The organism is Fictibacillus norfolkensis (genome assembly GCF_014836645.1).
Lineage (GTDB): Bacteria > Bacillota > Bacilli > Bacillales > Fictibacillaceae > Fictibacillus > Fictibacillus norfolkensis.
Map to the genome: position 1 here is coordinate 384,957 of NZ_JACSQM010000001.1, position 25,391 is coordinate 410,347.

Annotated in this window: 26 protein-coding genes; 7 read left to right on the top strand and 19 right to left on the bottom strand. The window is 38.8% G+C overall.

All coding sequences use genetic code 11. The features are described from left to right. Positions 1 to 41: 41 nt before the first annotated feature. Positions 42 to 809: a potassium channel family protein gene (locus H9648_RS01905; RefSeq protein ID WP_191752090.1), complete on the top strand. Its 768-nt coding sequence runs from the start codon at positions 42 to 44 to the stop codon at positions 807 to 809. A 33-nt stretch (positions 810 to 842) separates the two neighbouring features. Here H9648_RS01905 and H9648_RS01910 read toward each other — a convergent pair whose 3' ends face one another. From H9648_RS01910 to H9648_RS01920, 3 genes are all read right to left on the bottom strand, one after another. Beyond that, positions 843 to 1,247 (bottom strand): YugN-like family protein, encoded by a 405-nt coding sequence (locus H9648_RS01910; protein WP_191752091.1) that lies wholly within the window; start codon positions 1,245 to 1,247, stop codon positions 843 to 845. A gap of 126 nt (positions 1,248 to 1,373) precedes the next feature. Continuing rightward, entirely contained in the window at positions 1,374 to 2,723 is a 1,350-nt protein-coding gene (locus H9648_RS01915; RefSeq protein WP_191752092.1) for a glucose-6-phosphate isomerase, read from the bottom strand. 330 nt (positions 2,724 to 3,053) lie between these two features. Further along, positions 3,054 to 4,217 carry an iron-containing alcohol dehydrogenase gene (locus tag H9648_RS01920; RefSeq protein WP_191752093.1) on the bottom strand — a complete coding sequence of 388 codons (1,164 nt, stop codon included), beginning with the start codon at positions 4,215 to 4,217 and terminating at the stop codon, positions 3,054 to 3,056. Positions 4,218 to 4,413: 196 nt separating this feature from the next. On the opposite strand from H9648_RS01920, the gene H9648_RS01925 reads away from it, so the two are divergent. Continuing rightward, entirely contained in the window at positions 4,414 to 4,650 is a 237-nt protein-coding gene (locus H9648_RS01925) for a DUF378 domain-containing protein (protein ID WP_191752094.1), read from the top strand. 41 nt (positions 4,651 to 4,691) lie between these two features. Here the strand turns inward: H9648_RS01925 and yugI are convergent, their stop codons facing one another. From yugI to H9648_RS01940, 3 genes are all read right to left on the bottom strand, one after another. After that, positions 4,692 to 5,111: a S1 domain-containing post-transcriptional regulator GSP13 gene (gene yugI / locus H9648_RS01930; protein ID WP_066397183.1), complete on the bottom strand. Its 420-nt coding sequence runs from the start codon at positions 5,109 to 5,111 to the stop codon at positions 4,692 to 4,694. 80 nt (positions 5,112 to 5,191) lie between these two features. Next, complete coding sequence (asnB, locus tag H9648_RS01935; protein WP_191752095.1) at positions 5,192 to 7,108, bottom strand: asparagine synthase (glutamine-hydrolyzing); 1,917 nt, start codon at positions 7,106 to 7,108, stop codon at positions 5,192 to 5,194. A gap of 229 nt (positions 7,109 to 7,337) precedes the next feature. Next, complete coding sequence (locus tag H9648_RS01940) at positions 7,338 to 8,720, bottom strand: class II fumarate hydratase (RefSeq protein WP_191752096.1); 1,383 nt, start codon at positions 8,718 to 8,720, stop codon at positions 7,338 to 7,340. A 1,074-nt stretch (positions 8,721 to 9,794) separates the two neighbouring features. Here H9648_RS01940 and H9648_RS01945 point away from each other — a divergent pair. After that, positions 9,795 to 10,679: an alpha/beta fold hydrolase gene (locus H9648_RS01945; RefSeq protein ID WP_191752097.1), complete on the top strand. Its 885-nt coding sequence runs from the start codon at positions 9,795 to 9,797 to the stop codon at positions 10,677 to 10,679. Between the two features lie 69 nt (positions 10,680 to 10,748). On the opposite strand, the gene H9648_RS01950 is transcribed toward H9648_RS01945, so the two are convergent. From H9648_RS01950 to kynU, 4 genes are all read right to left on the bottom strand, one after another. Then, on the bottom strand, positions 10,749 to 11,879 hold the full coding sequence (locus H9648_RS01950; RefSeq protein ID WP_191752098.1) for a conserved virulence factor C family protein: 1,131 nt from the start codon (positions 11,877 to 11,879) through the stop codon (positions 10,749 to 10,751). 6 nt (positions 11,880 to 11,885) lie between these two features. Then, positions 11,886 to 12,188, bottom strand: coding sequence for a hypothetical protein (locus tag H9648_RS01955; protein WP_191752099.1), 303 nt, complete (start codon positions 12,186 to 12,188; stop codon positions 11,886 to 11,888). A 156-nt stretch (positions 12,189 to 12,344) separates the two neighbouring features. Further along, positions 12,345 to 12,971, bottom strand: coding sequence for an arylformamidase (kynB, locus tag H9648_RS01960; protein ID WP_191752100.1), 627 nt, complete (start codon positions 12,969 to 12,971; stop codon positions 12,345 to 12,347). Positions 12,972 to 12,983: 12 nt separating this feature from the next. Beyond that, positions 12,984 to 14,255 (bottom strand): kynureninase, encoded by a 1,272-nt coding sequence (gene kynU / locus H9648_RS01965; protein ID WP_191752101.1) that lies wholly within the window; start codon positions 14,253 to 14,255, stop codon positions 12,984 to 12,986. 103 nt (positions 14,256 to 14,358) lie between these two features. Here kynU and H9648_RS01970 point away from each other — a divergent pair, with 103 nt between their 5' ends. Beyond that, entirely contained in the window at positions 14,359 to 15,528 is a 1,170-nt protein-coding gene (locus tag H9648_RS01970; protein ID WP_318243471.1) for a CapA family protein, read from the top strand. 49 nt (positions 15,529 to 15,577) lie between these two features. Here H9648_RS01970 and H9648_RS01975 read toward each other — a convergent pair whose 3' ends face one another. From H9648_RS01975 to H9648_RS01990, 4 genes are all read right to left on the bottom strand, one after another. Continuing rightward, positions 15,578 to 15,727 (bottom strand): hypothetical protein, encoded by a 150-nt coding sequence (locus tag H9648_RS01975; protein WP_191752102.1) that lies wholly within the window; start codon positions 15,725 to 15,727, stop codon positions 15,578 to 15,580. 92 nt (positions 15,728 to 15,819) lie between these two features. Next, entirely contained in the window at positions 15,820 to 17,139 is a 1,320-nt protein-coding gene (locus H9648_RS01980; protein ID WP_191752103.1) for a Na+/H+ antiporter family protein, read from the bottom strand. Between the two features lie 150 nt (positions 17,140 to 17,289). Next, positions 17,290 to 18,777: a leucyl aminopeptidase gene (locus tag H9648_RS01985; RefSeq protein ID WP_191752104.1), complete on the bottom strand. Its 1,488-nt coding sequence runs from the start codon at positions 18,775 to 18,777 to the stop codon at positions 17,290 to 17,292. A gap of 81 nt (positions 18,778 to 18,858) precedes the next feature. Then, positions 18,859 to 19,236 carry a DUF309 domain-containing protein gene (locus H9648_RS01990; protein ID WP_191752105.1) on the bottom strand — a complete coding sequence of 126 codons (378 nt, stop codon included), beginning with the start codon at positions 19,234 to 19,236 and terminating at the stop codon, positions 18,859 to 18,861. Positions 19,237 to 19,348: 112 nt separating this feature from the next. Between H9648_RS01990 and H9648_RS01995 the strand changes: the two genes are divergently transcribed. Continuing rightward, entirely contained in the window at positions 19,349 to 19,831 is a 483-nt protein-coding gene (locus tag H9648_RS01995; RefSeq protein WP_191752106.1) for a divergent PAP2 family protein, read from the top strand. A gap of 13 nt (positions 19,832 to 19,844) precedes the next feature. After that, on the top strand, positions 19,845 to 20,675 hold the full coding sequence (locus H9648_RS02000) for a cobalamin-binding protein (RefSeq protein ID WP_191752107.1): 831 nt from the start codon (positions 19,845 to 19,847) through the stop codon (positions 20,673 to 20,675). A 14-nt stretch (positions 20,676 to 20,689) separates the two neighbouring features. Here H9648_RS02000 and H9648_RS02005 read toward each other — a convergent pair whose 3' ends face one another. The 5 genes from H9648_RS02005 to H9648_RS02025 form a co-directional block, all read right to left on the bottom strand. Beyond that, positions 20,690 to 21,364: a 3D domain-containing protein gene (locus H9648_RS02005; protein WP_191752657.1), complete on the bottom strand. Its 675-nt coding sequence runs from the start codon at positions 21,362 to 21,364 to the stop codon at positions 20,690 to 20,692. A 118-nt stretch (positions 21,365 to 21,482) separates the two neighbouring features. Continuing rightward, complete coding sequence (locus H9648_RS02010; RefSeq protein ID WP_191752108.1) at positions 21,483 to 21,806, bottom strand: YuiB family protein; 324 nt, start codon at positions 21,804 to 21,806, stop codon at positions 21,483 to 21,485. 81 nt (positions 21,807 to 21,887) lie between these two features. Then, on the bottom strand, positions 21,888 to 22,019 hold the full coding sequence (locus tag H9648_RS02015; protein WP_171005383.1) for a YuiA family protein: 132 nt from the start codon (positions 22,017 to 22,019) through the stop codon (positions 21,888 to 21,890). A gap of 224 nt (positions 22,020 to 22,243) precedes the next feature. Then, a complete protein-coding gene (locus tag H9648_RS02020; protein ID WP_191752109.1) occupies positions 22,244 to 22,732 on the bottom strand; it encodes an NUDIX domain-containing protein in 489 nt (162 codons plus the stop codon). A gap of 77 nt (positions 22,733 to 22,809) precedes the next feature. Next, the gene (locus tag H9648_RS02025) at positions 22,810 to 24,009 is read right to left on the bottom strand and encodes an NAD(P)/FAD-dependent oxidoreductase (RefSeq protein WP_191752110.1); all 1,200 of its coding nucleotides are present in this window, start codon (positions 24,007 to 24,009) and stop codon (positions 22,810 to 22,812) included. A gap of 374 nt (positions 24,010 to 24,383) precedes the next feature. Between H9648_RS02025 and H9648_RS02030 the strand changes: the two genes are divergently transcribed. After that, positions 24,384 to 25,361, top strand: a complete 978-nt coding sequence (locus H9648_RS02030; protein WP_191752111.1) for an NAD(P)/FAD-dependent oxidoreductase — start codon at positions 24,384 to 24,386, stop codon at positions 25,359 to 25,361. Positions 25,362 to 25,391 lie beyond the last annotated feature (30 nt).

Below are 25,391 nucleotides of genomic sequence, written 5' to 3' on the forward strand. Positions count from 1 at the left end.
AACTTTTATGGCAATAGTAATAATAGGAGGAGAGTGTTTGTATGCGGTCTATTTATTATGCTTATCTAAGAATGCCGATGCTGATACGACTTGCGTTTATTCTTTTTAGCATTCTATTATCCAGCGCTATTTTAGCTCACCTCTTAGAAACAAAAACATTTCCAACTATATTTGAAGGATTTTATTGGGCAGTTATTACGGCCGGAACAGTTGGATATGGCGATTTCACTCCTGAATCAACTCAAGTAAGGATACTAGCTATTTTTCTTGTGTTCATTGGCGCTTCTTTTTTTGCCTTTTTGACTGTTCACTTGGCAAGTTCTGTTGTTAAAAGAGAAAATCGCTTTTTTGAGGGGAAACATATGTATAAAAACAAAGATCACTTTATTATAGTCGGATGGAACGAAAGAGCTAGACATACGATTCAAACGCTTAGAGATAAACTCAATTCAAACCATATCGTATTAATCGATGAGTCTTTAAAAGAAAATCCATTATATGTTGAAGGAATTCATTTTATCCATGCCAAACCTAGTAAAGATCATACGTGGTTGATGGCTCATATTCAACAGGCACATACCATTTTAATCACAGCTGATGCAAACTTAAAGGAATATGAAGCTGATACGAATACGATTCTTTCTATTCTAACAGCAAGGGGACTAAATCCCACTGTATCTATCCATGCAGAAGTGTTAACAACAGAGCAAACTTCAAACGCAAAACGTGCAGGTGCAGACCATATTATACACACGTCAAACCTTGCTTCACATGCAATGGTTTCTAGCCTTGAAAAAGAGATGCTATAAGAAAAACAGATAGCCGTTATGGTCTATCTGTTTTTAATTTAATACAGCAGTTTCTACCTTTTTCACTAAATCTTTGGCGATGCCGATCCACTTTTGATCTACCGTCGCATCCGGATCTTGCGGCTCTGAAAACTGATTAAAGCTCCCTGAGATATTACCTGTTTCAGCATTGTCGTCGAGCCCTACCTGATATTTGTGTGCCAATAAAAAGGGTTCGCCAAATTGAATAGTGGTATCTTTTTTATCTAACTGCCCATCAATGGCTTGAAAAGGAATTCTCAAAAACGTATATCCTACTTCATCATCCAGTTTATAATCGAAATATCCGTGATCATAATCCCAGTTCCCACCGTAAGAAAAGCCCATCCCTTTCAACAAATCTTCAGCTTCATTTAATGCACAACACTCATTTTCTAGCCTGCTATTAATCGGTTTCATTATTGTCACCCCTTTATAATCTATTTCTTAGCGTATCCAATTGAACATGAGATTATTTGACCTTTATTTTAAGAAAATATAATAAAGCCTGACTCAACGATTGCTTGAGTCAGGCTAAAAAAATGTTTATAGACGCTTTTCTAATTCTTCTTTTTCTTTTTCAAATCCAGGTTTACCTAGTAGAGCAAACATGTTCTTCTTGTAAGCTTCTACTCCCGGTTGGTCGAATGGATTAACACCTAACAAATATCCACTCACCGCACACGCTTTTTCAAAGAAATAGACCATATATCCAAAATGATAAGGTGTCATTTCAGGAATACTTACCACTAAGTTTGGAACTCCACCATCTGTATGAGCAAGCATTGTTCCTTGGAATGCTTTCTTATTAACAAAGTCCATTGTCTGACCAGCCAAGAAATTCAATTTATCCAAATTCTGATCATCTTCTTCGATCGTAATTTCTTCTCGTGCTGAACCTACGTATAACACCGTTTCAAAAAGGTCACGACGTCCTTCTTGCACGTATTGTCCCATTGAGTGAAGATCTGTAGTGAAGTCGACTGATGCAGGATAGATGCCTTTGTAGTCTTTTCCTTCACTTTCACCGTAAAGCTGCTTCCACCATTCAGATACATAGTGAAGACCTGGCTCGTAGTTTACCATCAGTTCGATGGTTTTGCCTTTATTATAAAGAGCATTACGAACAGCAGCATATTGATAAGCTTTGTTCTCTGCAAGATTCGGGTTGTTGAAGTCAGCTGCAGCTTCTTTCGCACCGTTCATCATCTCTTCAATATTCACTCCACTTACTGCGATCGGCAACAGACCTACAGCAGTCAGCACTGAATATCGTCCACCAACATCATCAGGGATGATAAAGGATTCATAGCCCTCTTCGTTCGCTAACGTTTTTAGTGCGCCTTGAGCTTTGTCAGTGGTTGCATAAATACGTTTACGAGCCTCATCTTTTCCGTACTTTTCTTCTAAGAACTTTCTAAAGATACGGAACGCAATCGCTGGTTCAGTCGTTGTCCCAGATTTAGAAATCACATTTACAGATACATCTTTATCTTTTAATACATCAAAAAGTTCTTTAACATATGTCGATGAAATGTTCTGTCCAGCAAAGAATACTTGTGGAGTCTTGCGGTCTTCTTTTGATAAAAGGTTATAGAATGAATGATTTAACATTTCGATCGCTGCACGTGCTCCTAAGTAAGAGCCACCGATTCCAACAACAATCAATACATCAGAATCACTTTTAATTTTTTCAGCACTTTTTACGATTCGGCTAAATTCTTCACGGTCATAGTTTTCTGGAAGATCAACCCATCCGAGAAAGTCATTCCCCGCGCCAGTTTTTTCATGAATCGCATCATGAGCAGTTTTTACCGCACCTGCCAGATAATCTACTTCATGCTGACCAATAAAAGAAAGGGCCTTGCTATAATCAAAACTAAGTTTCTTTGTCATATGTAAGCCTCCTAGAACATCATTATTCTTTCACTTTATACAAGTACAAGGACCAAATCAAGAAACCAGTCAAATGTAATCGGTTTCTTTACAAAAGACGAAATATTCAAAAACTAGCCAAATAAAAAGAAGGACGAATCCCCTCATTTTATTTGGCTTACAGTTATTTCATGCTCCTAAGGCAAGTTGATTGCAGTAGAGGGTGCGAGACTCCTGGGGGATCAGCGTGACAGGTGAGACAGCTAACAGTGCAGAGCACTAGGTGGCTCACCGCACGCCCCCCGGAAAGCAAGCATCCCACAACGAAAATCAACCACTTTCATGAGACTTTTATAAAGACATTCTTAAAATGTTTAGTACATCTTCTTTATTCTGCTTCTTAAAGTTCCCGAACTCACCTCTTGCCATTGCTTTATCTGCAATAAGGTCAAGCTTTGAATCGTCAATATCATAGTCCTTAAGAGCATTCGGAGCTCCGAGCGACGTCCAGAACGCAGAAAGACGATCAATGCCTTCAAGAGCGACTTCTTTATCTGACTTTCCTTCTGTTTCAACATTAAAGACGCGAACAGCAAGCTGCTTAAAGCGAGCTACATTCGTATCCACATTATGTCTCATCCAGTTAGGGAAAAGAATAGCTAAGCCGCCAGCATGCGGAATATCATAGACCGCTGAAACAGCATGTTCAATGTTATGGCTTCCCCAATCACCTCGAACACCCATTTGAAGTGTACCGTTTAGTGCCATCGTTCCATTATAAAGGATTGTTTCACGCAACTCATAGTTCTCAAGATCATCTAGAAGCTTAGGTGCCGTTTCCATTACCGTTAGCAGGATAGATTCAGCAAAGCGATCTTGTAGAGGTGTGTTTGTCGCGTTATGGAAATATTGTTCAAACACGTGCGACATCATATCTACTATTCCATAAATCGTTTGATCTTTTGGAACAGAGAAGGTATAAGTCGGATCTAAAATTGAAAATTTAGGGAATACAAGCGGACTTCCCCAGCCATATTTTTCTTGTGTTTCCCAGTTCGTAATAACAGAACCTGAGTTCATTTCCGATCCTGTTGCTGCAAGTGTAAGCACAGTTCCAAAAGGAAGGGCATCTTCTACTTGAGCTTTTAAAGTAATAATGTCCCATACATCCCCATCATACTTTGCCCCAGCTGCAATAGCCTTTGTACAGTCAATAACACTTCCGCCACCTACGGCTAATAAAACATCAATGTTGTTTTCTTTGCAAATTTCTACGCCTTTACGAACAGTAGATACTCTCGGGTTTGGTTCCACACCTGAAAGCTCACTAACCTCTGCATCCATCTTATTTAGTTCATTCATGACTTCATCAAACAAGCCGTTTCGTTTTATACTTCCTCCACCATATACAACGAGGACTTTCTTACCGAATTTCCCTAGTTCGTCCTTTAAAGTTTGGATTTGATTTTTACCAAATACTAATCGAGTTGGATTGTAATATATATATTCGTTCATCAAAATCTCTCCTTCTTACGTGGTTTAATCCGTATTATGTGGGACAAGAAATGTAATGTAAAGTAATTAGCTTACCGAATACTAGCATGTCTTTTTTTCCTTTGTTTCATGCCAGTAAATAAGGGAATGAATAAATATAGGCATTAAATGCCACCCTAAAGAAGCTGTTCAAATATTACAAAGAGGAGGGAATTAAATGAGTGGATTACAGCGTTTCGCACTTGCATTAGTTATCATTGGAGCTGTCAACTGGGGTCTAATCGGATTCTTTCAGTTCGATCTAGTTGCTGCTATTTTTGGAGGACAAGATGCTGTTCTTGCCCGCATCGTTTATGGTCTAGTAGGTCTTTCTGGTCTTTACTGTTTAACACTATTGTTTAAACCTTCCGAAGAACTTAGCCGAGAAGGTCATACAGAACATAACCGTGTATAATTTGAATATAAAAAAAACCTCTCGATCGAGAGGTTTTTTTATTACTTTTTAAGGCGCTTGTTTAGTTGAGCCTGACGATCTGTAGACTCTTTCAACCAATCTTTAAGTTTTGCTTCAAGAGTGTTGAAACCTTTGTTAGCGTCTTGATTGTTTGTGTTGCTCTTTTTGTTATTATTGTTGAATCCACCAGGGCGGCGTTCTTTTTTAGGTGCAGGAGCTGGAGCTTCCTGTGTTTGTCGGATGGACAGTGAAATCTTCTTGCTGTCTTCGTCAACAGAAAGAACCTTTACTGACACAACGTCACCAACACTCAATGCATCGTTAATATCTTTAACGAAACCATGTGAAACTTCAGAGATGTGTACAAGACCTTGTACATTATCATTTAATGCAACGAACGCACCAAAAGGCTTAATGCCTGTAACTTTACCTTCAACAATGCTACCTACTTCAAAATTCATGAAAACACTCCTAACTATTTTTTAACCTGTTAAGTATAACATAACTAAATCGTACAAGCAAAACTAATAAAGAGTGTGTTCTATCGACTTGATACCATCATTTCTTGAATTTGATCTTGTTTCGATGAGAGGTCTTCACCAAAGTGATACATTTTCTCAATATTTATTTGATGCCATAACATGAACATGAGTACTGTCCATATTTTTCTGCTGTAATCGCCTCTGCCAGCTCGGTGTCCTTCTAAAAGATTCAGTACTACATCTTTATTAAGATATTGTTCTGTATGGCTCGTTTGGATGAGTTGCTTAGCCCAATCATACATCTCATTTTTTAACCAATGTCGAATTGGAACAGGGAATCCTAACTTACGGCGATGCAGCACAGAATCAGGAACGATTCCGTTCATCGCTTCCCTTAGTGCATATTTTGTTGTTCCATTCGTTACTGTAAGGCTTGGATGCAATTGGGAAGCAACATCGAATACTTCTTTATCAAGGAAAGGCACCCTAAGCTCTAGCGAATGAGCCATCGTCATCTTATCAGCTTTAACGAGAATATCGCCTCTCATCCAAGTATGCAGATCTATATATTGCATCTTATGAACATCGTGAAAAGCTCTCGCTTGATCATACAATGGTTTAGTTACATTTTTGTAATTATAAGCAGGACGATATTCTTTTAAGAGCTTACTTTTTTCACTCTCTGAGAACATTTTCGCATTACCAATATAACGTTCTTCAATCGTCATACTTCCTCGCTGTATAAAACTCTTTCCTTTAACACCTTCAGGCAAGACGCTCGCAATGGCAGCTAGCCCTTTTGCAACACCTTTCGGCAATGAAGAAAGATGTCTTAATGAGTGAGGCTCATGATAGATGTTGTACCCTCCAAACAACTCATCGGCACCTTCTCCTGAAAGAACTACCGTCACGTGTTTTGCTGCTTCACGAGCAACAAAATATAGGGGAACAGCTGCTGGATCAGCCACTGGATCATCCATATGCCAAATGATCTTTGGAAGCTCATTAATAAATTCTTCAGGTTTAACTAAATAGTGGATATTTTCAACGTTTAATGCCGCAGCCGTTTGAACAGCTACATCAATCTCACTGAATCCTTCTCTTTCAAATCCAACCGTAAACGTTTTTAGCGATGGATGCAGTTCACTCGCTAAAGCGACAATTGCACTTGAATCTATTCCTCCAGACAAGAAAGCCCCTACAGGAACATCAGAACGCATATGAACTTTTACTGAATCTCGCATAACAGAACGAATTTCATTCTTCGCTTCTTCAAGTGTCATATTATTTGGTTTAAAGCTAGGCTTCCAATACGATTGAATAGAAATCGGTCTGCCCGCTTTTTTCACAAAATAATGGCCAGGTTCAAGCTTTTTGATCCCCTTTGTTAAAGTCATTGGCTCTGGCACGAATTGATAGGTCAAATAATGATGAAGTGCTTCAGCATCTACTTCTTGCTTTTCTTTAACAACGTTAATACTTTTCTTTTCAGAAGCACAGTAAAGTCCTTCTTCATCCTCAAGATAGAAAAAAGGTTTGATTCCGAAACGGTCTCTTGCTCCATAAAGCTCTTTCTTATCTTTATCCCAGATTAAAAAGCCAAACATCCCTCGAAGTTCAGTAAAGGCTTTTTCTCTTCTCTCACTAAAAAGAGCAAGAATTACCTCGGTATCCGAATGGGTTTTAAACACATAACCTTTATCTTCTAGGTCTTTTCTTATTTCAATATAATTATATATCTCACCGTTAAAAATAATCCAATAACGATCATCTTCGTATGAAAGTGGTTGTTTACCACTTTCTATATCAATGATGCTCAGACGGCGAAAACCGAATCGAACATACTGATCTACAAAATGACCACTATCATCTGGACCTCGATGAGTAATGATGTTAGACATATTGATTAATTGCTCAGTTTCTTTTTGTTCTACCGTCTCAGGCGTGTTTAACATATATCCAATAAAACCGCACATTTTCAAGTTCCTCCCCAAAAAACAGTTCAAATGTCCACTTTTCATTTATTAAACCAAGTTAACTAATTGGTTTTCCAGAATATTATTTAATTTCCTTTATATGTGAATGAACTTCTCTATTATAACTCTGTAAATTCCAATCTTCACTAATTATTTGTTAATAATATGAAAAACAAGAAATCTGTACTATATTTGTCGAGAAAAGCGATTTAAAAGTTACAACATCACTTTAAATCATTGAGTTTGGATCTAAGATTCGGTCAGCTTCTTCTCTAGTTAAGATCTTTTTTGTAACCAGCACTTCTTTTAATGTCTTTCCTGTCTCGAAACTTTCTTTTGCTACCGCTGCTGCTTTTTCATATCCAATATGAGGGTTGAGCGCTGTTACTAGTGAAAGGCTCTGCTCGAGCCAATTCTGTATATTCTCTTCATTAGCTGTGATGTCTTTTAAACATTTTTCAGTAAATATCGTCATTCCATTGCTTAAGATCTTGATGGATTGAAGTACATTAAAGCCGATGACAGGCATCATTGCATTGATCTCTAGCTGACTTCCTATTGCAGCTGTGGACACACATGCGTCATTACCTATTACTTGTGAACAGATCATATACATATTCTCTAATATGACCGGGTTGATCTTGCCTGGCATAATCGATGATCCTGGCTGAACAGCGGGCAGCATGATTTCAGCAAAACCTGTTCGAGGGCCGCTGCTTAACAATCTAAGGTCACTTGATATTTTGATAAGATGAACAGCTAATTCTTTTAGGTGGCCGCTTACTCGAATCGCTGCATTCGTGTTTTGCATAAAAGCATATGTATTATCACTTTTTGTAAACGGCAGATTGGTTTTCTGAGCGATCTGTCTTATCGCAAGTTCCGCATAATCAGGGTGAGCATTTATTCCTGTTCCTACTGCATTTCCACCCAAACCTAGTTCATATAAAAAAGTTTCTGAGTGTTTCAAAGCATGTTGAACCGATTCTAAAGTTCCTCTGTAACCTTTGAATTCACTTCCTAGTCGAATAGGAACAGCATCCTGCAGATGTGTTCTGCCCGCTTTAATAATCTCGTGAAACTCTATTTCCTTTTCCTTTAAAACTTGAATCAAGCGACTTAGAGCAGGATAAAGAGTCGCTTGAAGTTCAGATGCAACTGAAATTTGTATAGCTGTCGGAATGGTATCATTGGTGGATTGAGACATATTCACATCATCATTTGGGTGAACCAGTGAATAATCACCTTTTGCCCTACCTAATATCTCAGAAGCACGTGAAGCTAGAACCTCATTCATGTTCATATTTTGAGAAGTTCCAGCCCCTGCTTGATAGGCATCTACAACAAATTGATCTCTCAAATCTCCCTTAACTACCTCATCTGCTGCCGAAATAATGGCATTCGCTTTTTCATGACTCAATGCCTTACATTCTCTATTCGCGAATGCTGCGCTAGCTTTAATGATGGCTTGTGCTTTTATGAATGAGAACGGTAACCGAATACCGCTGATTGGAAAATTTTCTACCGCTCTTTGTGTTTGAGCTCCATAGTATGCCTCTTCAGGGACCCTTACTTCACCTAACGTATCTTTGGCAATTCGAAATTTATCCAAAATCTCTACCTCCTTAAGTAACCTTATATCTTGTATCCCCTTCTTAAAAAAAATGTAACCCTTTTCCAAAAATCGCTTTTATTTTGTAATTCATATAAATTTGTCTAACAAAAAAATTTACAAAACAAAAAAACCGCCATGTTAGACGGTTTTTGTTTTGTGCAGTGAAACGACCACAGCAGGCTCTTTTTTTATATACTTATGCTCAGTTCTAAACCCTGCTTTCTTCTGTTTCAGAAAGGTCTTTTCCGATATTGGACGGGGCCTTGACCAGGAAAGGGAGTCAAGATTTTTCCAGTTATCATGTGTAATGATTTCACTTTTGTAATAATAACAGTTACCGCTTACGTATTCTTCACATATATAGCGGACTGTTTGTCGACTATGCATAACATCTCTCCATTTTTTTCTTTCATTATCCCCGCATAACTGTTCATCCATACTTAAGCAAAAAAAGGCCTGAAGACCCTACCTCCAAGCCTTAATCTGTTAGTCTCTAGTGTTCCACCACCACCAGCCACCAAATATCAAGATGAGAATAAATACTATAATTATTACAGCCCAGATCCAACCGTAACCATAGCCGCCATAACCGTAAGCTCCGTAAGCATACGGGGTATAGTAAGGATAATATGGAAATGCCATCCTGCTACCTCCTCTTATTTCTTTATGCGTTCTTACTCCTTATTAAAATATGTACGAAGTGGGTAAAGAGGAATAGAGGCAAACGCACAAATTTTAGCTTTCCATTACTTTTTTTAAGTTTTAAAAGGCTGTTTTGAATGTTTTCTTTTCTCTTTCTTCTATGCAAGTTGATTGGAGCGTAAGGTTGCCGACTCCTATGGGACGAGCGGTCAGGTGAGACCCTTAAAGGCGCAAAGCGGCAAGGGGCTCACCGATCGCCCCATGGAAAGCGTGCAACCTGGAGCAGAAATCAACTGCATCAATGTAACTTTATACGAATGCAAAATTTTTTCGAAAGTAATAAAAAAAGAGGAAATAATTTCTCGTTGTATCTTGTGGCTCGATTGGTGAAACTACTCATAGAATTCTGCGGACGGAGGTAAGGCATTCATGGCTCTTGATGAAAAGCACAATTATTATCCAGGATATCGAATCAATGTTAATAATGTTCAAATTTATTATGAATACTTCGATCATGAAGATCCACATGCGAAAGTCGTAGTTCTCGTACATGGATTTTTATCTTCTACGGTTAGTTTTAGAAAGCTGCTTCCTTACTTAACTAAGACGTATAAAGTTCTGTCTATTGATCTTCCAGGATTCGGACAAAGTGAAAAATCGACGAGTTTCGTCTACAAACTTTCTAACTATGGACAACTGATCATAGATTTCTTAGACGTTTTAAACATTCAAAACGCCATATTGATTGGGCATTCTATGGGCGGCCAAATCTCTATGCATGCAGCAAAGAAGTCTCCAGAACGAATTGAAAAATTAATCCTTCTTGGCTGTTGTTCGTATGTAAAAAGAGCAAGCCGTTCTTTAATCGCATGTTCCTACTTGCCGTTGTTTAGTTGGGGAATGCGCAATTGGATTCAGAGAAAAGATGTAAAAGAAAATTTACTTTCTGTCTTACATGACTCAAAGCTGGTTACGGAAGAGATGATTGAAAGTTATAAAAAACCTATTAGTGAAGTAGCGTTCATCCATTCTTTAGTCAGGCTATTACGTCAACGAGAAGGAGATATGTGCTCACAGGATTTAAATCAGATTCAACAGCCCGTATTGATGTTATGGGGAAAAGAGGACAAAGTGATGCCAGTTAAAACAGGTTATCGTTTAAAACATGATCTACCTAGCGCTGAACTTATCGTTTATGAAAAATGCGGACATCTGCTGATGGAAGAAAAGCCCCAAGAAATATGCAGTGAAATCACACGATTTATTGAGCAAGGAATCACTCAAGGAACTGATTTTCAACAAGAAACATCTTGATCATACCTGATGTTTTAAAAATAGTAAAAGAGGCTGAGCCCCATGTCCTCTACAGGCCCAACCTCTTTTTTATTGTTCGCGGCTCTTCGTCATCTGTTGCCACACTGTACCAGCTGCTTCTTCACCGCTTTGGATCCGTTCGATCGCAATTTTCACTTGTAGAGATACTTCAAACTCAGGATCATCTTGAGCTGCTTTTAAAGCAGGAAGTGCTGTCTCATCTCCAACTTCAAATAAGAAGCGCGCGGCTCTCCACCTTACTAGTTTATTTTTATCGGATAATGCATCACACATGACAGGGATTGCTTTTGCATTCCCTAAATCAGATAATGCATCACCTGCTGTACGTCTTACCGAAACATTCTTATCCTCGAGAGCTAAGTATAGGAGCGGTAACACAGCTTCATCCTCAATCATTCCTAAATAGACGACAGCCAAGCGTCTTATAGAAGGTTTTTCATCTTTAAGAGCCTGTTTTAGTACCATTACATCATCAATAGATGGGTTTATTCTTTCTAATGCGGCATAACGAGTCTGCCAATCTGAGTCGCGAAGTTGTTTCGCTACTTCTGAGGTGGAAAGTGTTTCGACTTCAACTTCTTGTTCTGTGTTTGTGCTATATGCTTGTTTTACTAATTGATCTAATCGTTCCTGAGGATAGACTGCTGATAGCTCTTCGGCTACTTCACTGCCTACTTGTTCAAATGTACCATAACGAACTCCTTGGTCTTCCCATTGTCTTTCCATAACAAGGTTATCGGAAGAATCTTGAGCCTCTAGTGCAGCTTTAGCAAATCGCTCAGCAAGTCCTACTCGTCTTTCTTCCTGTTCGGTTTTAAGTTTGATCTGCATAGGAAGTCCTCTGAACATCTGAACAAGAACCGTAATTTCTTTTATCTCATCTTCTTGCTGAGCTTGTTGATCAGAAGTATCCAGCTCTTCTTCTTGACCAAAAACGGATCTAACTCCCGCGAGTACATCTTCCCATTTTGCACGAGGGTTTCGTTCTAATGCAATAAAGTCTGCAACATGATAGATGCTTTTCACTCCATCCACTTTAAGGATCTCCTGAATAAATTCTGGAGCATTCTCAGCTTCATCTTTCTTGTAGTTGTAACGTTCAGATCCCGGCAGAGTTTCTGTTAGGTTAATCTTCATTGAATTTGGACTTGGAGTTGGTTCAATACCTGTAATTTTCATTTTCACTCACTCCTCATTTTCGTGTTTCAAATCTATGTTTAGCAGATATTCGTTAATCTGTTCTTTTTCCTTATCCGTGAACTTATATTCACAATCAACACCCTCATCGTGAGCAATGATTTCTTGCAGTTCACCATTTCCATCATAGACAGCTAACGCACTTGGCTCACTGAGTCCTTCAGGAAAAATCTCAAGGTTATCTATCTCAAAAGAAATATCTACATTTGTCCACGGGCCAACTTGCACCACATCATGCCCTGTAAAATGTAAGCTTCCTTCAAAATAATTAGTAAATCCATATTTGTACATAGCTGTCCTCCAAGTAATATCTCTTATCTATTATAAGGAACAATAGGTAAAATCTCAAAAAAGCAGGTTTTACTTTAATAACACAGGATACCTTCATCAATTATTAATACAAAAGAAAAAACAAACACATCATTTCGTGTTTGTTTATCTGGAATGTTATTTTGCTAGTTCTCTAAGAACAGCTCTCACAGGACTTCCATCAGCCTCGTCAAGCGAAAGTGGAAGTGCGATCAACTCGTATTCACCCTCAGTTACTTCATCTAATACCAGTCCTTCTAGTATATGAATGTTGTGCTCATAAAGAGCATGATGTGCACCTAGCTCCTTGCTATCTAGTGGATCAACGGAAGGCATATCTACACCGACCAAGCCGACTCCGCACTCGCTAAACAGTTTAACTGCATCTGGTAAGATGGGCACGATCTGTTTTGGAAACTCAGACCGATCTGTCCAACATCTTGTTTTGAACAGAACTCGTTTTGTCCAAGATTGCAGTTTATCTTTCACTGTTTCAGCCGTTATCTCTTTAGCATTCGTCACATCGATAACGATCGCTCGTCCTACATATAAATCGAGCTGCAAGCCCCCTACCCTTTCTCCGCTATTCGTGAAGTGATAAGGTGCATCAATATGTGTACCGGTATGTGTGCTCATCTCCACTTTCCCAACGTTTACAGAACCAGAATCTTCTTTCGTCCAAGCAAGATCGAAGTGATACGGTGTATCCCCTGGCCATCCCGGTACTCCGTTGTAAAGAGGCATGGATATATCAAATAATTTCACGTTGGCAACTCCTTATGCAATAACTTCTCTCTTATTTTCATACTTCTCATATTCACGATTCTTCATGATTTTGCTTAAGATTTGGACTGCTTCAAATACATCACGATAAGAATTATACAGTGCCACAGGAGCTAAACGAATAATGTTAGGTGCTCTAAAATCCGGAACGATGCCATTGTCTTTTAATGCCTTGCAAATTCTAGCAGAATCGTTGTGCATAAGAGCAACATGCCCGCCTCTTCTTTTGTCGTCCAGTGGATTTACGATCCTAAACTCGTTTTCAAGCTCTTGATTCAACAAGTCCATGAGCAGAGTCGTTAACTTTAAAGATTTCGTACGAATGCGGTCGATCTTAGCTTCCTCAAAAATAGATAGCGACCCGATCAATGGTGCTGTGCTCAGCATATGCGGTGTTCCAATCTGGAAACCACCCGCAGAATTCTCCGCATCAAAATGGTGATCCATATCAAACTGTGTTTCCTTTTTGCTACCAAACCAGCCGGATAGCCCAGGCGTTTTCGTGAAATGCTTTTTATTGACATACAATCCGCCGACTCCGCCAGGGCCAGCATTTACATATTTGTAATTGCACCAAAATGCAAAATCAACCCCCCATTTACTTAGTTCGTGAGGAAGAGTTCCGATCGAATGACAAAGATCGAATCCGATCGGTATATTTCTTTTATGTGCTTCACGCGTTAAACGTTCTATATCCAATAATTGTCCGCTTCTGTATAGAACGGAAGGAAGTAGAATAAGCGCTACATCATCTGTCATCCTATCGATAATATCTTGTTCATCAAGCGTTAAGCCATTCTTGCTCCCTACTTGAAGCAGATCAGTCGCAGGATTTAACCCTTTTAATTTCAACTGGCTTTGCAATCCGTATATATCAGAAGGGAAAGTAAGTTCATCTGCTAATATCTTCGTTCTTCCCTCTTTCGGTTCGAAAAAAGTAGCTACCAATTGATGAAGGTTTACGGTAGTTGAACCTGTTACGATTACTTCTTTCTCTTCAGCTCCAACTAGTAAAGACAGCTTTTCTGCTAGTTTTTCACTTAGAGTAAACCATGGGTATTTACCACCCATCCATCCGTCGATCCCATGCTCTTTCCAGTCATTTAATACATCAAGCAAGGATTGTTCTGCACGTTTAGATAGAAGACCTAGCGAGTTTCCATCTAGATAGATCGATTCATCCTTTGTATAGAACTCTTTTTTAAAAGAAGCCAGTTCATCATTTTGGTCCATAAGGTCTACTGTTTGCACTGTGATTTGTCTCATTTTGTACTTTCCTCCCGAATGCAAGAATTGAAACCGTTTTCAATACAGAGTAATTTGACATATACATATCCCCTCTTCTTCCATTATGATAGACAGAAAGGGGGTGTTACCACTGAAACGTCTTTGGTGGTTCACAGGTATTATAGTCGTATTCTTTTCGACAATCGCATTTATATATATGTATAATAACGCAGATTTACAAACGGTAGAAGAAAAAAAGCTACCGAAACAAGAAAATACATCTGAGCCTAAGGAAATAAAGACAGAGCCGATTTCTCCGGAACCTGAAGAAAAAACAACAGACCTCTCACTTGCTGCAGTTGGTGACATCTTGATTCATGATACGGTCTATAATAAAGCTAAAACAGCAAAAGGCTATGATTTTAATCGTAACTTCACCTCAGTAAAATCATATTTAACCGAGCCTGATATTACGATAGCTAACCAAGAAACAATGATCGGTGGTACACAGCTTGGCCTATCATCTTATCCCTCGTTCAATTCACCTCATGAAGTAGGTGATGCTTTAAAAGCAAACGGTGTTGATCTTGTTACGTTAGCAAATAACCATACACTTGACCGTGGAGAAAAAGCGATCGTAAGTGCCTTGAACTATTGGAACCAAATAGATGTGATGTACACCGGTTCATATTTAACGGACAAAGACAGACAGAATATCAGACTGATCAAAAGAAATGACATTACGTTATCCTTTTTGAGTTATACATACGGAACGAACGGAATCCCTGTACCTACAGGCAAGAATCATCTTGTCAATCTGATCGAAGTAGAGAGAATCAAACGAGACATTAATGAGGCTAGAAAGTTATCTGATGTTAATGTGGTATCTCTTCATTTCGGAAACGAGTATGAAAGGATGCCGAATGAGTTTCAAAAAAATATCGTAAAAGTAGTAACCGAAGCCGGCGGAGACATCATTATCGGTCACCACCCGCATGTTCTGCAGCCTATAAAATGGGAGACCGCAAGTGACGGTTCAAAAACGTTCGTAGCCTATTCTCTTGGGAATTTCTTATCTGGTCAGAGACGGGAATATAAAGACATCGGTGGAATCGTTCAGCTTAAGGTAACAAAACGGCAAAAAGGATCGGAAAAAACCATCGAATTATCAGAACCGAAATTTCTGCCAACCTATGTAGATGGACCTTTTGTAATTCAACCTATGAAAGACTTACCTGCAATGAAAAAATCTTATGAAGAAATAAAAACACATATGAAGCAGTGGGTTCCCGAACTTACTTTTTTTGAATAATCGTGCATAAAAATAGCTGACTCCTACTTTTTTAGGAGTCAGCGTACTTTTACTTTCCTTTTGATCTTGGGCTTTGGGTATCTCTTTTTGGTAATTCATCGCTAAATTTTTCATCAGAAAACTCTACATTCGTCATGCTTTCAGTTGGTGTTGAGTTATTTTTCTTCGCTGCATCCCAAGAGTGTTTACGTTTAGTCATGGTCTTTCCCTCCTTTTTTTTAGCATGTGTATTTTTCGTAAAAATAATAAAAGAGACAGATTCTTAGAATCTGTCTCTACAAAATGGAATCGTTATAATACCATCGCTGCAATAAATCCAAAAGCAATCAATGGGATGTTGTAATGCAAAAATGTCGGTACACATGTATCCCAGATGTGATTATGCTGATTATCCACATTCAGACCAGAAGTAGGACCTAGTGTACTGTCAGAAGCAGGAGAACCCGCATCACCTAAAGCGGCGGCTGTACCAATCAAGGCGATTGTCGCCATAACACTTAATCCTAATTCTCCAGCTAATGGCACAAAAATGGTTGTTATGATCGGAATCGTAGAGAACGAAGAGCCGATTCCCATCGTTACGAGCAATCCGATAACTAACATCAACAATACGCCAAGAGCCGTCGAGTTTCCGATGAAAGCAGCACTGTCTTTAACCAATGTTTCCACTTCCCCTGTCTCGCGCATCACGGCTGCAAAACCAGCGGCAGAGATCATAACAAATCCAATATACGACATCATTTTCATACCATCAGTTAATATTGCATCTGAAGTATTTAACTTTAACTGTCCACTGAAATACAGAACGATTATCCCTGATAAAGCTCCGAAAATCATTGAATCGGTTTGTAGTTGTACAAACAATGTAGCTACAATAGCTAAAACAGCTACAAAGATCGAACGACCTGTATAAGATATATCATCAGTTTTTGTCATTCCTGTCGTTCTATCTTCATAATGACGTGGTTTACGATACGTAATAAAGACAGCAATCAACAGACCAACAATCATTCCTAGAGATGGAATCGTCATCGCAGCAGGAATTTGATCCATCTTTACAGATAGTCCACTATCTTTCATGTTTGTTTGAAGAATCTCATGAAAGATTCCTCCGAACCCTACTGGAAACCACATGTAAGGTGTGACCAATCCGAAAGTGATGACAGTTGCAACTAACCTGCGGTCAAGCTGCAGTTCATTTAAAAAGTGCAGCAATGGTGGAATAAAAATCGGAATGATCGCAATATGAACAGGAATTAAATTTTGTGAGAATGAAGAAATCATAAGGATGATAAATAGGATAAGTACTTTCGATAATGACTTCTTCTTAGATTCTCCTTCTTTTCCGACCAAGACGATTGCTTTTTCTACCATCAGTTTAGGAAGACCTGTGCGAGATAACGCAACGGCAAAACTTCCTAATAACGCATAACTTAATGCGATGACTGCATTCGATCCTAACCCCTCAGTAAATACTGTTATGGTTTCTGTTAAACCCATTCCTGCTACAAATCCGCCAACTAAGGCTCCGATTAGCAAGGCTACAACAACATGTATACGCAAAAGGCTAAGTACTAGCATAACAGCTACCGCTAATACCACAGCATTCATTACATTTCCTCCTCAAGTAACTTTATCGCTTTATTTCGCTAAATCACTAATATGTTAAACCTTTAACAAATTAACATGGATAAAGGGGATTTGTCAAACACAAAACAAAAACTGGCTCTCAACAGTGAGAACCAGTTTTCATCGTTCCTATTAAGCTTTAAAATTTCTTACAAAGTTAACGAGTGTTCGAACCATAACACCAGTTGCTCCTTTAGGACCTAACTCTGTGGATTTTCCAGAATAGGCGGTACCTGCTATATCCAAATGGACCCAAGGCGTATTTTCAGCGAACTCACCTACAAACAATCCACCCGTAATCGCATGACCAAGTCTGCCTGTTGAGTTGTTAAGATCTGCAACATCACTTGTTTTTAACATATCTTTAAATGGCTGAAAACTTGGAAGGAGCCACAATAATTCCGCTTCATCCGCTGCTGATTGCTTAATATGTTCATAGAACTCTTCATTGTTTGTTAGAGCACCAGTTGTACAATCTCCTAGTGCAACGACCACTCCGCCAGTTAAGGTAGCAACGTCCACAATATATTTAGCACCTTGTTCCTTTGCATACGTAATCGCATCAGCTAGTATGAGACGCCCTTCTGCATCCGTGTTTCGAACTTCAATAGTCTTTCCACTCAGTGAAGTGATCACGTCTCCTGGCTTCATAGCCTCTCCGTTGATCAAGTTCTCAGAGGATGGAATCACAAACATGATATTGATTTCTGGCTTCAGACGGCCGATCGCCTCCATCGCTCCCAATACTGCTGCACTTCCGCCCATATCGCTTTTCATCTCATGCATGTTTAGAGCAGGTTTAATGGAATAACCTCCCGCATCAAAGGTTAACCCTTTTCCTACTAAAGCTACATAAGAATCTTCCTTTTTCCCACCTTGATATTTTACCGTGATCAATTTAGGAAGCTGATCTGAACCTTTACTTACTGCAAGTATCGCTCCCATTCCTAGCTTCTCCATGTCTTCTTTTTCAAGGATCTCATATTCCATGCCATATTCGAGCGCCACATCAATTGCTTCAGCGGCAAGATCTGTAGGTGTAAGAAGATTCGCAGGTGTGTTCACAAGATCTCGAGCAAGGTTAATACCTTTACCATAAGCAAACCCGCTCGTCAGCCCAGCTTCAGCCTTACTGTTTTCTGTATAAACAGTTACAGATTCTAACCGCTTTTGAGGTTCATTCGTTTTCTTTTTGTAGTCTTCAAATTTATAAACTGCTATACCCGCTGCTTCACTAAAAGCATGGGCAAGCTTTTCGATTGAAAGCTGGTCTGTATGGAACGTATCCAGCAATATAGAGAAGTGTGTTCTCTTTTCTTTAGTGATTTCTTGTACTGCTCTTCCGAACGTGCTTCTAGCCTTGTCATAAGAAAAATCTTCACGCTTTCCTAGACCTGCAAAATAAACTCTTTTCGTGCCGAGCTGACCAAGTGTATTAAGCTTTTTTATGCTTTTTAGGCGATTTGAAAGATCCCCTTCTTTTATAAGATCAGTAATTGTTCCACTTAATTCCTTATCCATATCTGCCATTACACCAGTAAGTTTTGGTTCTTGAAATAAACCGACCAGTAGGACTTCTTCTTGTTGGCTAGTATTCCAAAGTTGTTTGATCGTAAACATGTTAAAGTTCCCCCTTATTCGTTATAAAGCTCTGCATCTCATTATACTCTTTCTTTTAGAATATTTCGAATTCACGATGCTTTATTCTTCTAAATTCAAATAAAGCTTTGGAAGAACAGGCAGTTGAACAACTTCTTCAAATTCCACTCTGTTTAGATCATTAGGGATGACTTTAAGACATTGTTCAATAAATAATAGTACTTTCTCCACATTCAACTGCCAATGAATTGGTTTATACGGAGTTAGATACTCTTCAGCCACTCTCATCATTTGTCTAGCTCCTTTAAGGTTTCCATATTCATAATGATAAAGAGCGACCGTCATCTGTAGCAACCCTTTAATAAAGAGATTACTGCGGTCAGTGAGCCACACTTCTTCTAATAGATCGTGACCTGTGTAATAATCTCCATCATTAAAAACAATGAAGAATTCATAATACTCCTCCGGAAAATACTCCATTCTTGTTTCCTCCTTCAATCCATGTTACGCAAAGATTGAACTAGTCCTAAATCGGGTAACAACTATCTAAAACAGCCATACTATAAACCACCCTATTGAAAGGATAATCCTCATGCCAGATATTCTATTGAATTTCCCATTAATAGCAGCTTTACTTGGTGTATTTTCTGCACAATTCTTAAAAATCCCTATCCATTTTTATCATACTAGAAAAATTAGATGGGAGTTATTTATTAGTACAGGAGGAATGCCTAGTTCACACTCAGCTTCTGTTACTTCCTTAGCTACCGCCGTTGGAGCCTTACACGGAATGGGTTCAACTCTCTTCGCCATCGCTGCCATGTTTGCGATCATCGTCATGTACGATGCAAAAGGTATCCGTTGGCATGCAGGAGAACAAGCAGCCGTATTGAATGACTTAGTAGAAGAATTCAGAAACCATGTGAGGGAATCAGAGAGATTTCAAGAAAAAAAGGTGGAAGAACAAAGAAAAGAATTAAAAGAACTTCTTGGACATCGTCCTAGTGAAGTGTTTTTTGGCGGACTTCTTGGAATTCTTCAAACATTACTCTTGTCATGGTTGTTCATATCATAGGAGGTTCTTCTCTTTGAGAATCATATCAATTTGCCCAAGTAACACCGAATTGTTGCATTATTTAGGATTAACTTCAGAGTTGATCGGAGTCGATGACTTTTCAGATTGGCCAAAGGATATCGAAAAACTTCCGAGATTAGGTCCAGATCTATCGATTGACATGGATAAACTTCAATCTCTAGAGCCTGATCTTGTACTAGCTAGTTTAAGTGTACCTGGAATGGAGAAAAACATAGAGGAATTAGAACGTCGCAGTATACCACATGTCATTTATAATCCACAAAGTCTTACTGATATCCAAAATGATCTGCTCGATCTTGGCAAAAGAACTAATAAGATGGCAGAAGCTAAAAAGGTAACTGAATGGATGAAGAATGAGATCAATCAATACGAGAAAATAAGCAACTCGATAAAAGACAGAAAAAAAGTATATTTTGAATGGTGGCCAAAGCCTATCTTTACGCCAGGTAAAGTGAATTGGCTTACAGAGATCGCTTATCTTGCTGGAGGAGAAAACTTGTTTCAAGACGTAGAACTGGCAAGTGTACAAACATCGTGGGAAGACGTGGTTCACCGTAAGCCAGAAATCATAGGAATGGTTTGGGTCGGTGTCAAAACAGATAAGATGCAGATTTCACATATTCAAAAGCGAGAGGGCTGGGACCATTTGGAGGCTGATCTTCGTACTGAGATCTTCAAACTTGAGGAGTCCCTCTTCTGCCGTCCATCACCACGATTAATCATCGGTATGAAACGATTAGCTGCTCTTATACATCCGAATGATTTTCCTGTTTTCTTACCAGAGGAAGAAGAGAGCTACATAAAAAAGCTTCAGGTCACGTAAACCTGAAGCTTCTATCATTTATATAAGTATTGCTGCCTAAACACTTGCATGGACTTTTCTTCGTTTAGATCATTCAGTTCATTTTCTGTAAGCTTTCCGTCTCCGCGCTCGACTATATACACATCAATATTCTTCTTGCCCCACTTTTTATACACTTCTTCTACCGTGTTATAAAATAGATCTAACCTGTTCCCTTTAATGGCTGATCCCGTATCTGCAACTACTCCATATCCGTATCCGGGAATCCATAGAACCGTACCGATCGGAAAAACTGCAGGATCTGCTGCAATGGTAGAATAAAGGTCTCTTCTTACCTTTAAACCTGATTTAGTGATTCCGTATGCAGGATGACTTTTCGACTTACCTGTACTCTCCTGACCTGCCGTGTAGCCTGTTGCTGTCACATGAACAGAAGGATATCGAGTTAGGTTCATCTCATCTTCAAGAGATCGCTGTTTCACCTCAGCAGATGAAAGCAAGAGGTTAGGCTTATAAATGGTAGGCAAAGTCTTTAAAGACTCTGTTAAAATACTAAGTGTCGTCTCAACAATCTTGTTGTCTGATTGTTTTTCATCTAACCAAGTCGCTAGATCATCTGCCTCTACACCAGAAATGGAACGAAATGTTGTAAATACAGCACATATAAATAGGATAACGATCGTGGTTCGCTTTACAATTTTTCTTAAAATCAACAAAAATTGTCCACTCCTCTCCTATCTATTCCTTCCCCGGCTGGTTGTTATGTATACCCGTTTGAAATAAAAGGAAAAAAAGTGCAAATAAAAAAACCCCTATAAGAGGGGCTTTTTAAAACATCTGATAACCGCGTACTCGAAGCATCTTAATAGCAACTCCGGATAGAATCGCACCGATCAATCCGAATGCAAGTATCGTAATATCTGATGCAGATAAATTTAAAAGATCACTTCCAAGTAATTGAAAGCTCGTACCTGGCTTAGTAAAATACTCGAAAAAACGAATGTCATCTACAATCATTATGACGACTATTGGGTATAGAATAACCATAAACCAAGTAGCACGTAAGAGCATGTTAAACAAGAAACCGATTCCAAAGAACAGAACCATAAAAAGCAACATTGAAATAATGAATTGCGGCAATAGCAAATCCATGATGTAGACACCCCCATATATCTGAAGTTAGTTTACTAAACGGGGGCATATACGTCAATCGTGTTTGAGAGCGTTACAGTTCTAAGCTCTTTTTTTGCCGCTTCCGCAGCATTCCACACACGTTTCAGATCCTCCAAGCAAGAGCTGAAAATAACCTTTTCCCTCACAGTATGGACATTGATCATGTTTTTTCTGAATCGCATGTTTTCTCATGTTGTAACACTCCCTTTTTTTGTTTAAATTTTCAGATAATAATAACAAGGAAATAAAGAATTGAAAAACCGGTTTTAAAGCGAAATATCTCAATGTAAGCGTCATCATCATAAACATTCTTTAATTTTCAGAATATTTCGTACATTTTTGTTATTCTTTCTATAAAAATAATCAGAGCTTTACTGAAGGCCCCGATCGAAACTTTCTCTATATGTAAAACCTGCCTACTCTTTTCTACAATCCATAATCTTATAAGTGGTATAACCAAATACGTCTCCAGGATTGATTTTATCTTCTAAAAACTTCACTTTTCTATCCATAAAGTAATGAATCATTAGAGAAGTATCCGGATCTGCTCTTAATTCTTCAGGCATCATAAACGCAGCAGTTTCAATTTCACTTGAATGCTGTGATAGATCTCCCTGCTTTTTTTTTAATAAAAACACAACCATATTATCACTAATTGTTTCTTTTATAACCCCTGAGCGTATACCAAGTATTGTACTAACTTCTCCAACGATGCCTGTCTCTTCATAAACTTCACGAACAGCAGCCTCGTCAACCGTTTCTCCTGCATCTACAAAGCCAGCCGGTATGGACCATTTCCCCTTAAGGCCACCATAGTTCTTTTTCACGACAAGCCACTTTCCATCCTCGTCGATCAGTAGGCCAGCCGCTGCAAGCCATACGTTTCCTCTGTCTTTTTTCGTCATTTAGCACGCTCGCCTTTCTCAATGTAATAAAAAAGAACAGAAGCTTTACGCTTCTGCTCTTAGTTTACCATTATCCATTAAAACAGTTTTAATTTACCTTTTTTAATAACCATCGGTACCCCACCTAGTAAGAACAGGTAACGGTTATCAATTACTTTTTTCATTGCAGATGCAGTTGCACCGAATAATTTCTTGTTTCCGACTTTACCAATCGCTTCACCTTTACCTAGGGACGCAACTGTACCTTTAATATCAGGTTTAAACTCTTCAAGCTTTCCACCGTTCATCAATGCTTTGATGTTACGGCCAATTGTGTAAGCTTGTTGAATAGCAATTTGAGCTGTTGGAGGATATGGACGGTTTGCTTCCTCATCGATGATAAGTGCACAATCTCCTGCAACAAAAATATAATCAAATCCAGGCATGCGAAGATCTTTGTCGACTTTAACACGTCCGCGCATCGTCTCGAATCCAGCTTCTTCAACTAAATGGTTACCACGAACTCCACCCGTCCAAACGATTGTAGAAGCTTTGATCTCTTCACCATTTGCAAGAATTACACCATCTTCATTACACTCTTTGATCGGTGTGCTTACAAGGAATTCAACGCCACGACGTTCTAGGTTATTGATCGCATACTCAACAAGTTCTTCATCAAATCCAGGAAGTACTGTTGGAGCAGCCTCAATGTTTACGATTCGAACTTTTTCACGAGGAATATCATACTCACGGCAAAGCTCAGGAACACGGTCAGCAAGTTCACCTACGAATTCAATTCCTGTAAATCCAGCTCCACCTACTACGATTGTAATAAGTTCATCAGGTTGTCCTTCGTTATTGTAACGAGCGAAAGAATAATCAATATGCTCGCGAATTTTACGAACAGAGTTGATGCTGCGAATACTGAATGCATTTTCTTTAAGACCTTGGATACCGAACGTTTCAGGATCAGAACCAAGCGCAATAATTAAGTAGTCGTATGTTAATTCTTGATTATCTAAGATAACTAGCTTTTCATCTTTCTTGATTTCTTTAACTGTATCTTGAACAAAATTCACTTTGTTCATATCGATAATGTTATCGATCATGATACGTGTTTTGTCATGATGCAAAGTTCCCGCTGCATTCTCATGAAGCCACGTTGTTTGGTAATGATAGTTGTGCTTATTTACTAACGTGATCTCAGCTTCGTCAGAACCTAGCTCTTTTTGTAAACGTACAGCTGACATGATTCCGCCGTAGCCGCCGCCTAATATTAGAATTTTTGGCTTACTCATTTTAATTCACTTCCAGTTCTCATTTTTTTTAGTTTGACCTTTTCAATCATTAAATATGATGGAAAGGAATAGATTGTGATATATTTCACGTAATAAGATATAAATAAATGCAAAAAACGTTCGAAATTTCGACATTTTTTAACCATACACCCTCATCTTATTCCTTTTTTCTTGTTTTTTCAACCCTTTTTTCGATATGATGATGTTTCAAATTCTTATGGAGTCTGCTCTTCTTATCATTGTTTCGATTGTCAAAATCTACAAACAAAAAGAGGACTTTGGGCTTCCTTCAAGAATGTAAAATGTGAGATAGCACGTTCTGGTCAGAACATATTCCATGTTCATCAGTCATAAATCTAGAAGAGGTGAAAGTTATGACAAAAGAAATTTACGATATCACAATTATTGGCGGAGGACCTTCAGGCTTGTTTGCAGCATTCTATGGTGGCATGCGTCAGATGAAGGTGAAAATCATTGAGAGCATGCCTCAACTTGGGGGTCAGTTATCTGCTCTTTATCCTGAAAAGTACATATATGATGTTGCCGGATTTCCCAAAGTACTTGCTCAAGATCTCGTTAATAACCTGAAAGAGCAAGCGATGCAGTTCAACCCAACAGTGGTCTTAGAGGAATCCGTTCAAAACGTTGAAAAAAATGAAGAGATCTTTGAATTAACAACAGATAAAAATGTTCATTACAGTAAGGCAGTATTAATTACGGCTGGCGTAGGTGCATTTCAACCTCGCCGTTTAGAACTAGCGACGGCTCAACAATACGAAGGCAAAAATCTGCATTATTTTGTGAACGATCTGAACGCATTCGCAGGAAAACGTGTATTAGTTTGTGGCGGAGGAGATTCTGCTCTTGATTGGTCATTAATGCTTGAACCTATCTGTCCAGAAATTACTTTAACCCATAGACGCGATAAGTTTCGTGCACACGAACATAGTGTTGAGCAACTGATGAATTCAAAAGTTGCTGTTAAAACACCTTATCAAATAAAAGAGTTGATCGGTGATGGGGATACGATCTCGGCCGTTGTTTTAGAAAATGGGGATGTTAAAGAAACGGTTGAAGTGGATGCTGTTGTCGTAAACTATGGTTTCGTCTCATCTCTCGGTCCAATTAAAACGTGGGGCTTAGATATACAAAAGAATTCAATTGTTGTAAATTCCAAAATGGAAACAAATATAAAAGGGATTTATGCGGCTGGTGATGTATGTACGTACGATGGCAAAGTAAAGTTGATCGCTTCTGGTTTCGGAGAAGCGCCTACAGCAATTAACAATGCTAAATCCTATATCGATCCAAACGCGAAGACTCAACCTTTGCATAGCACAAGCTTATTCTAAACTTAAGTTGGCGTGGGGAAAGCTCCTGCG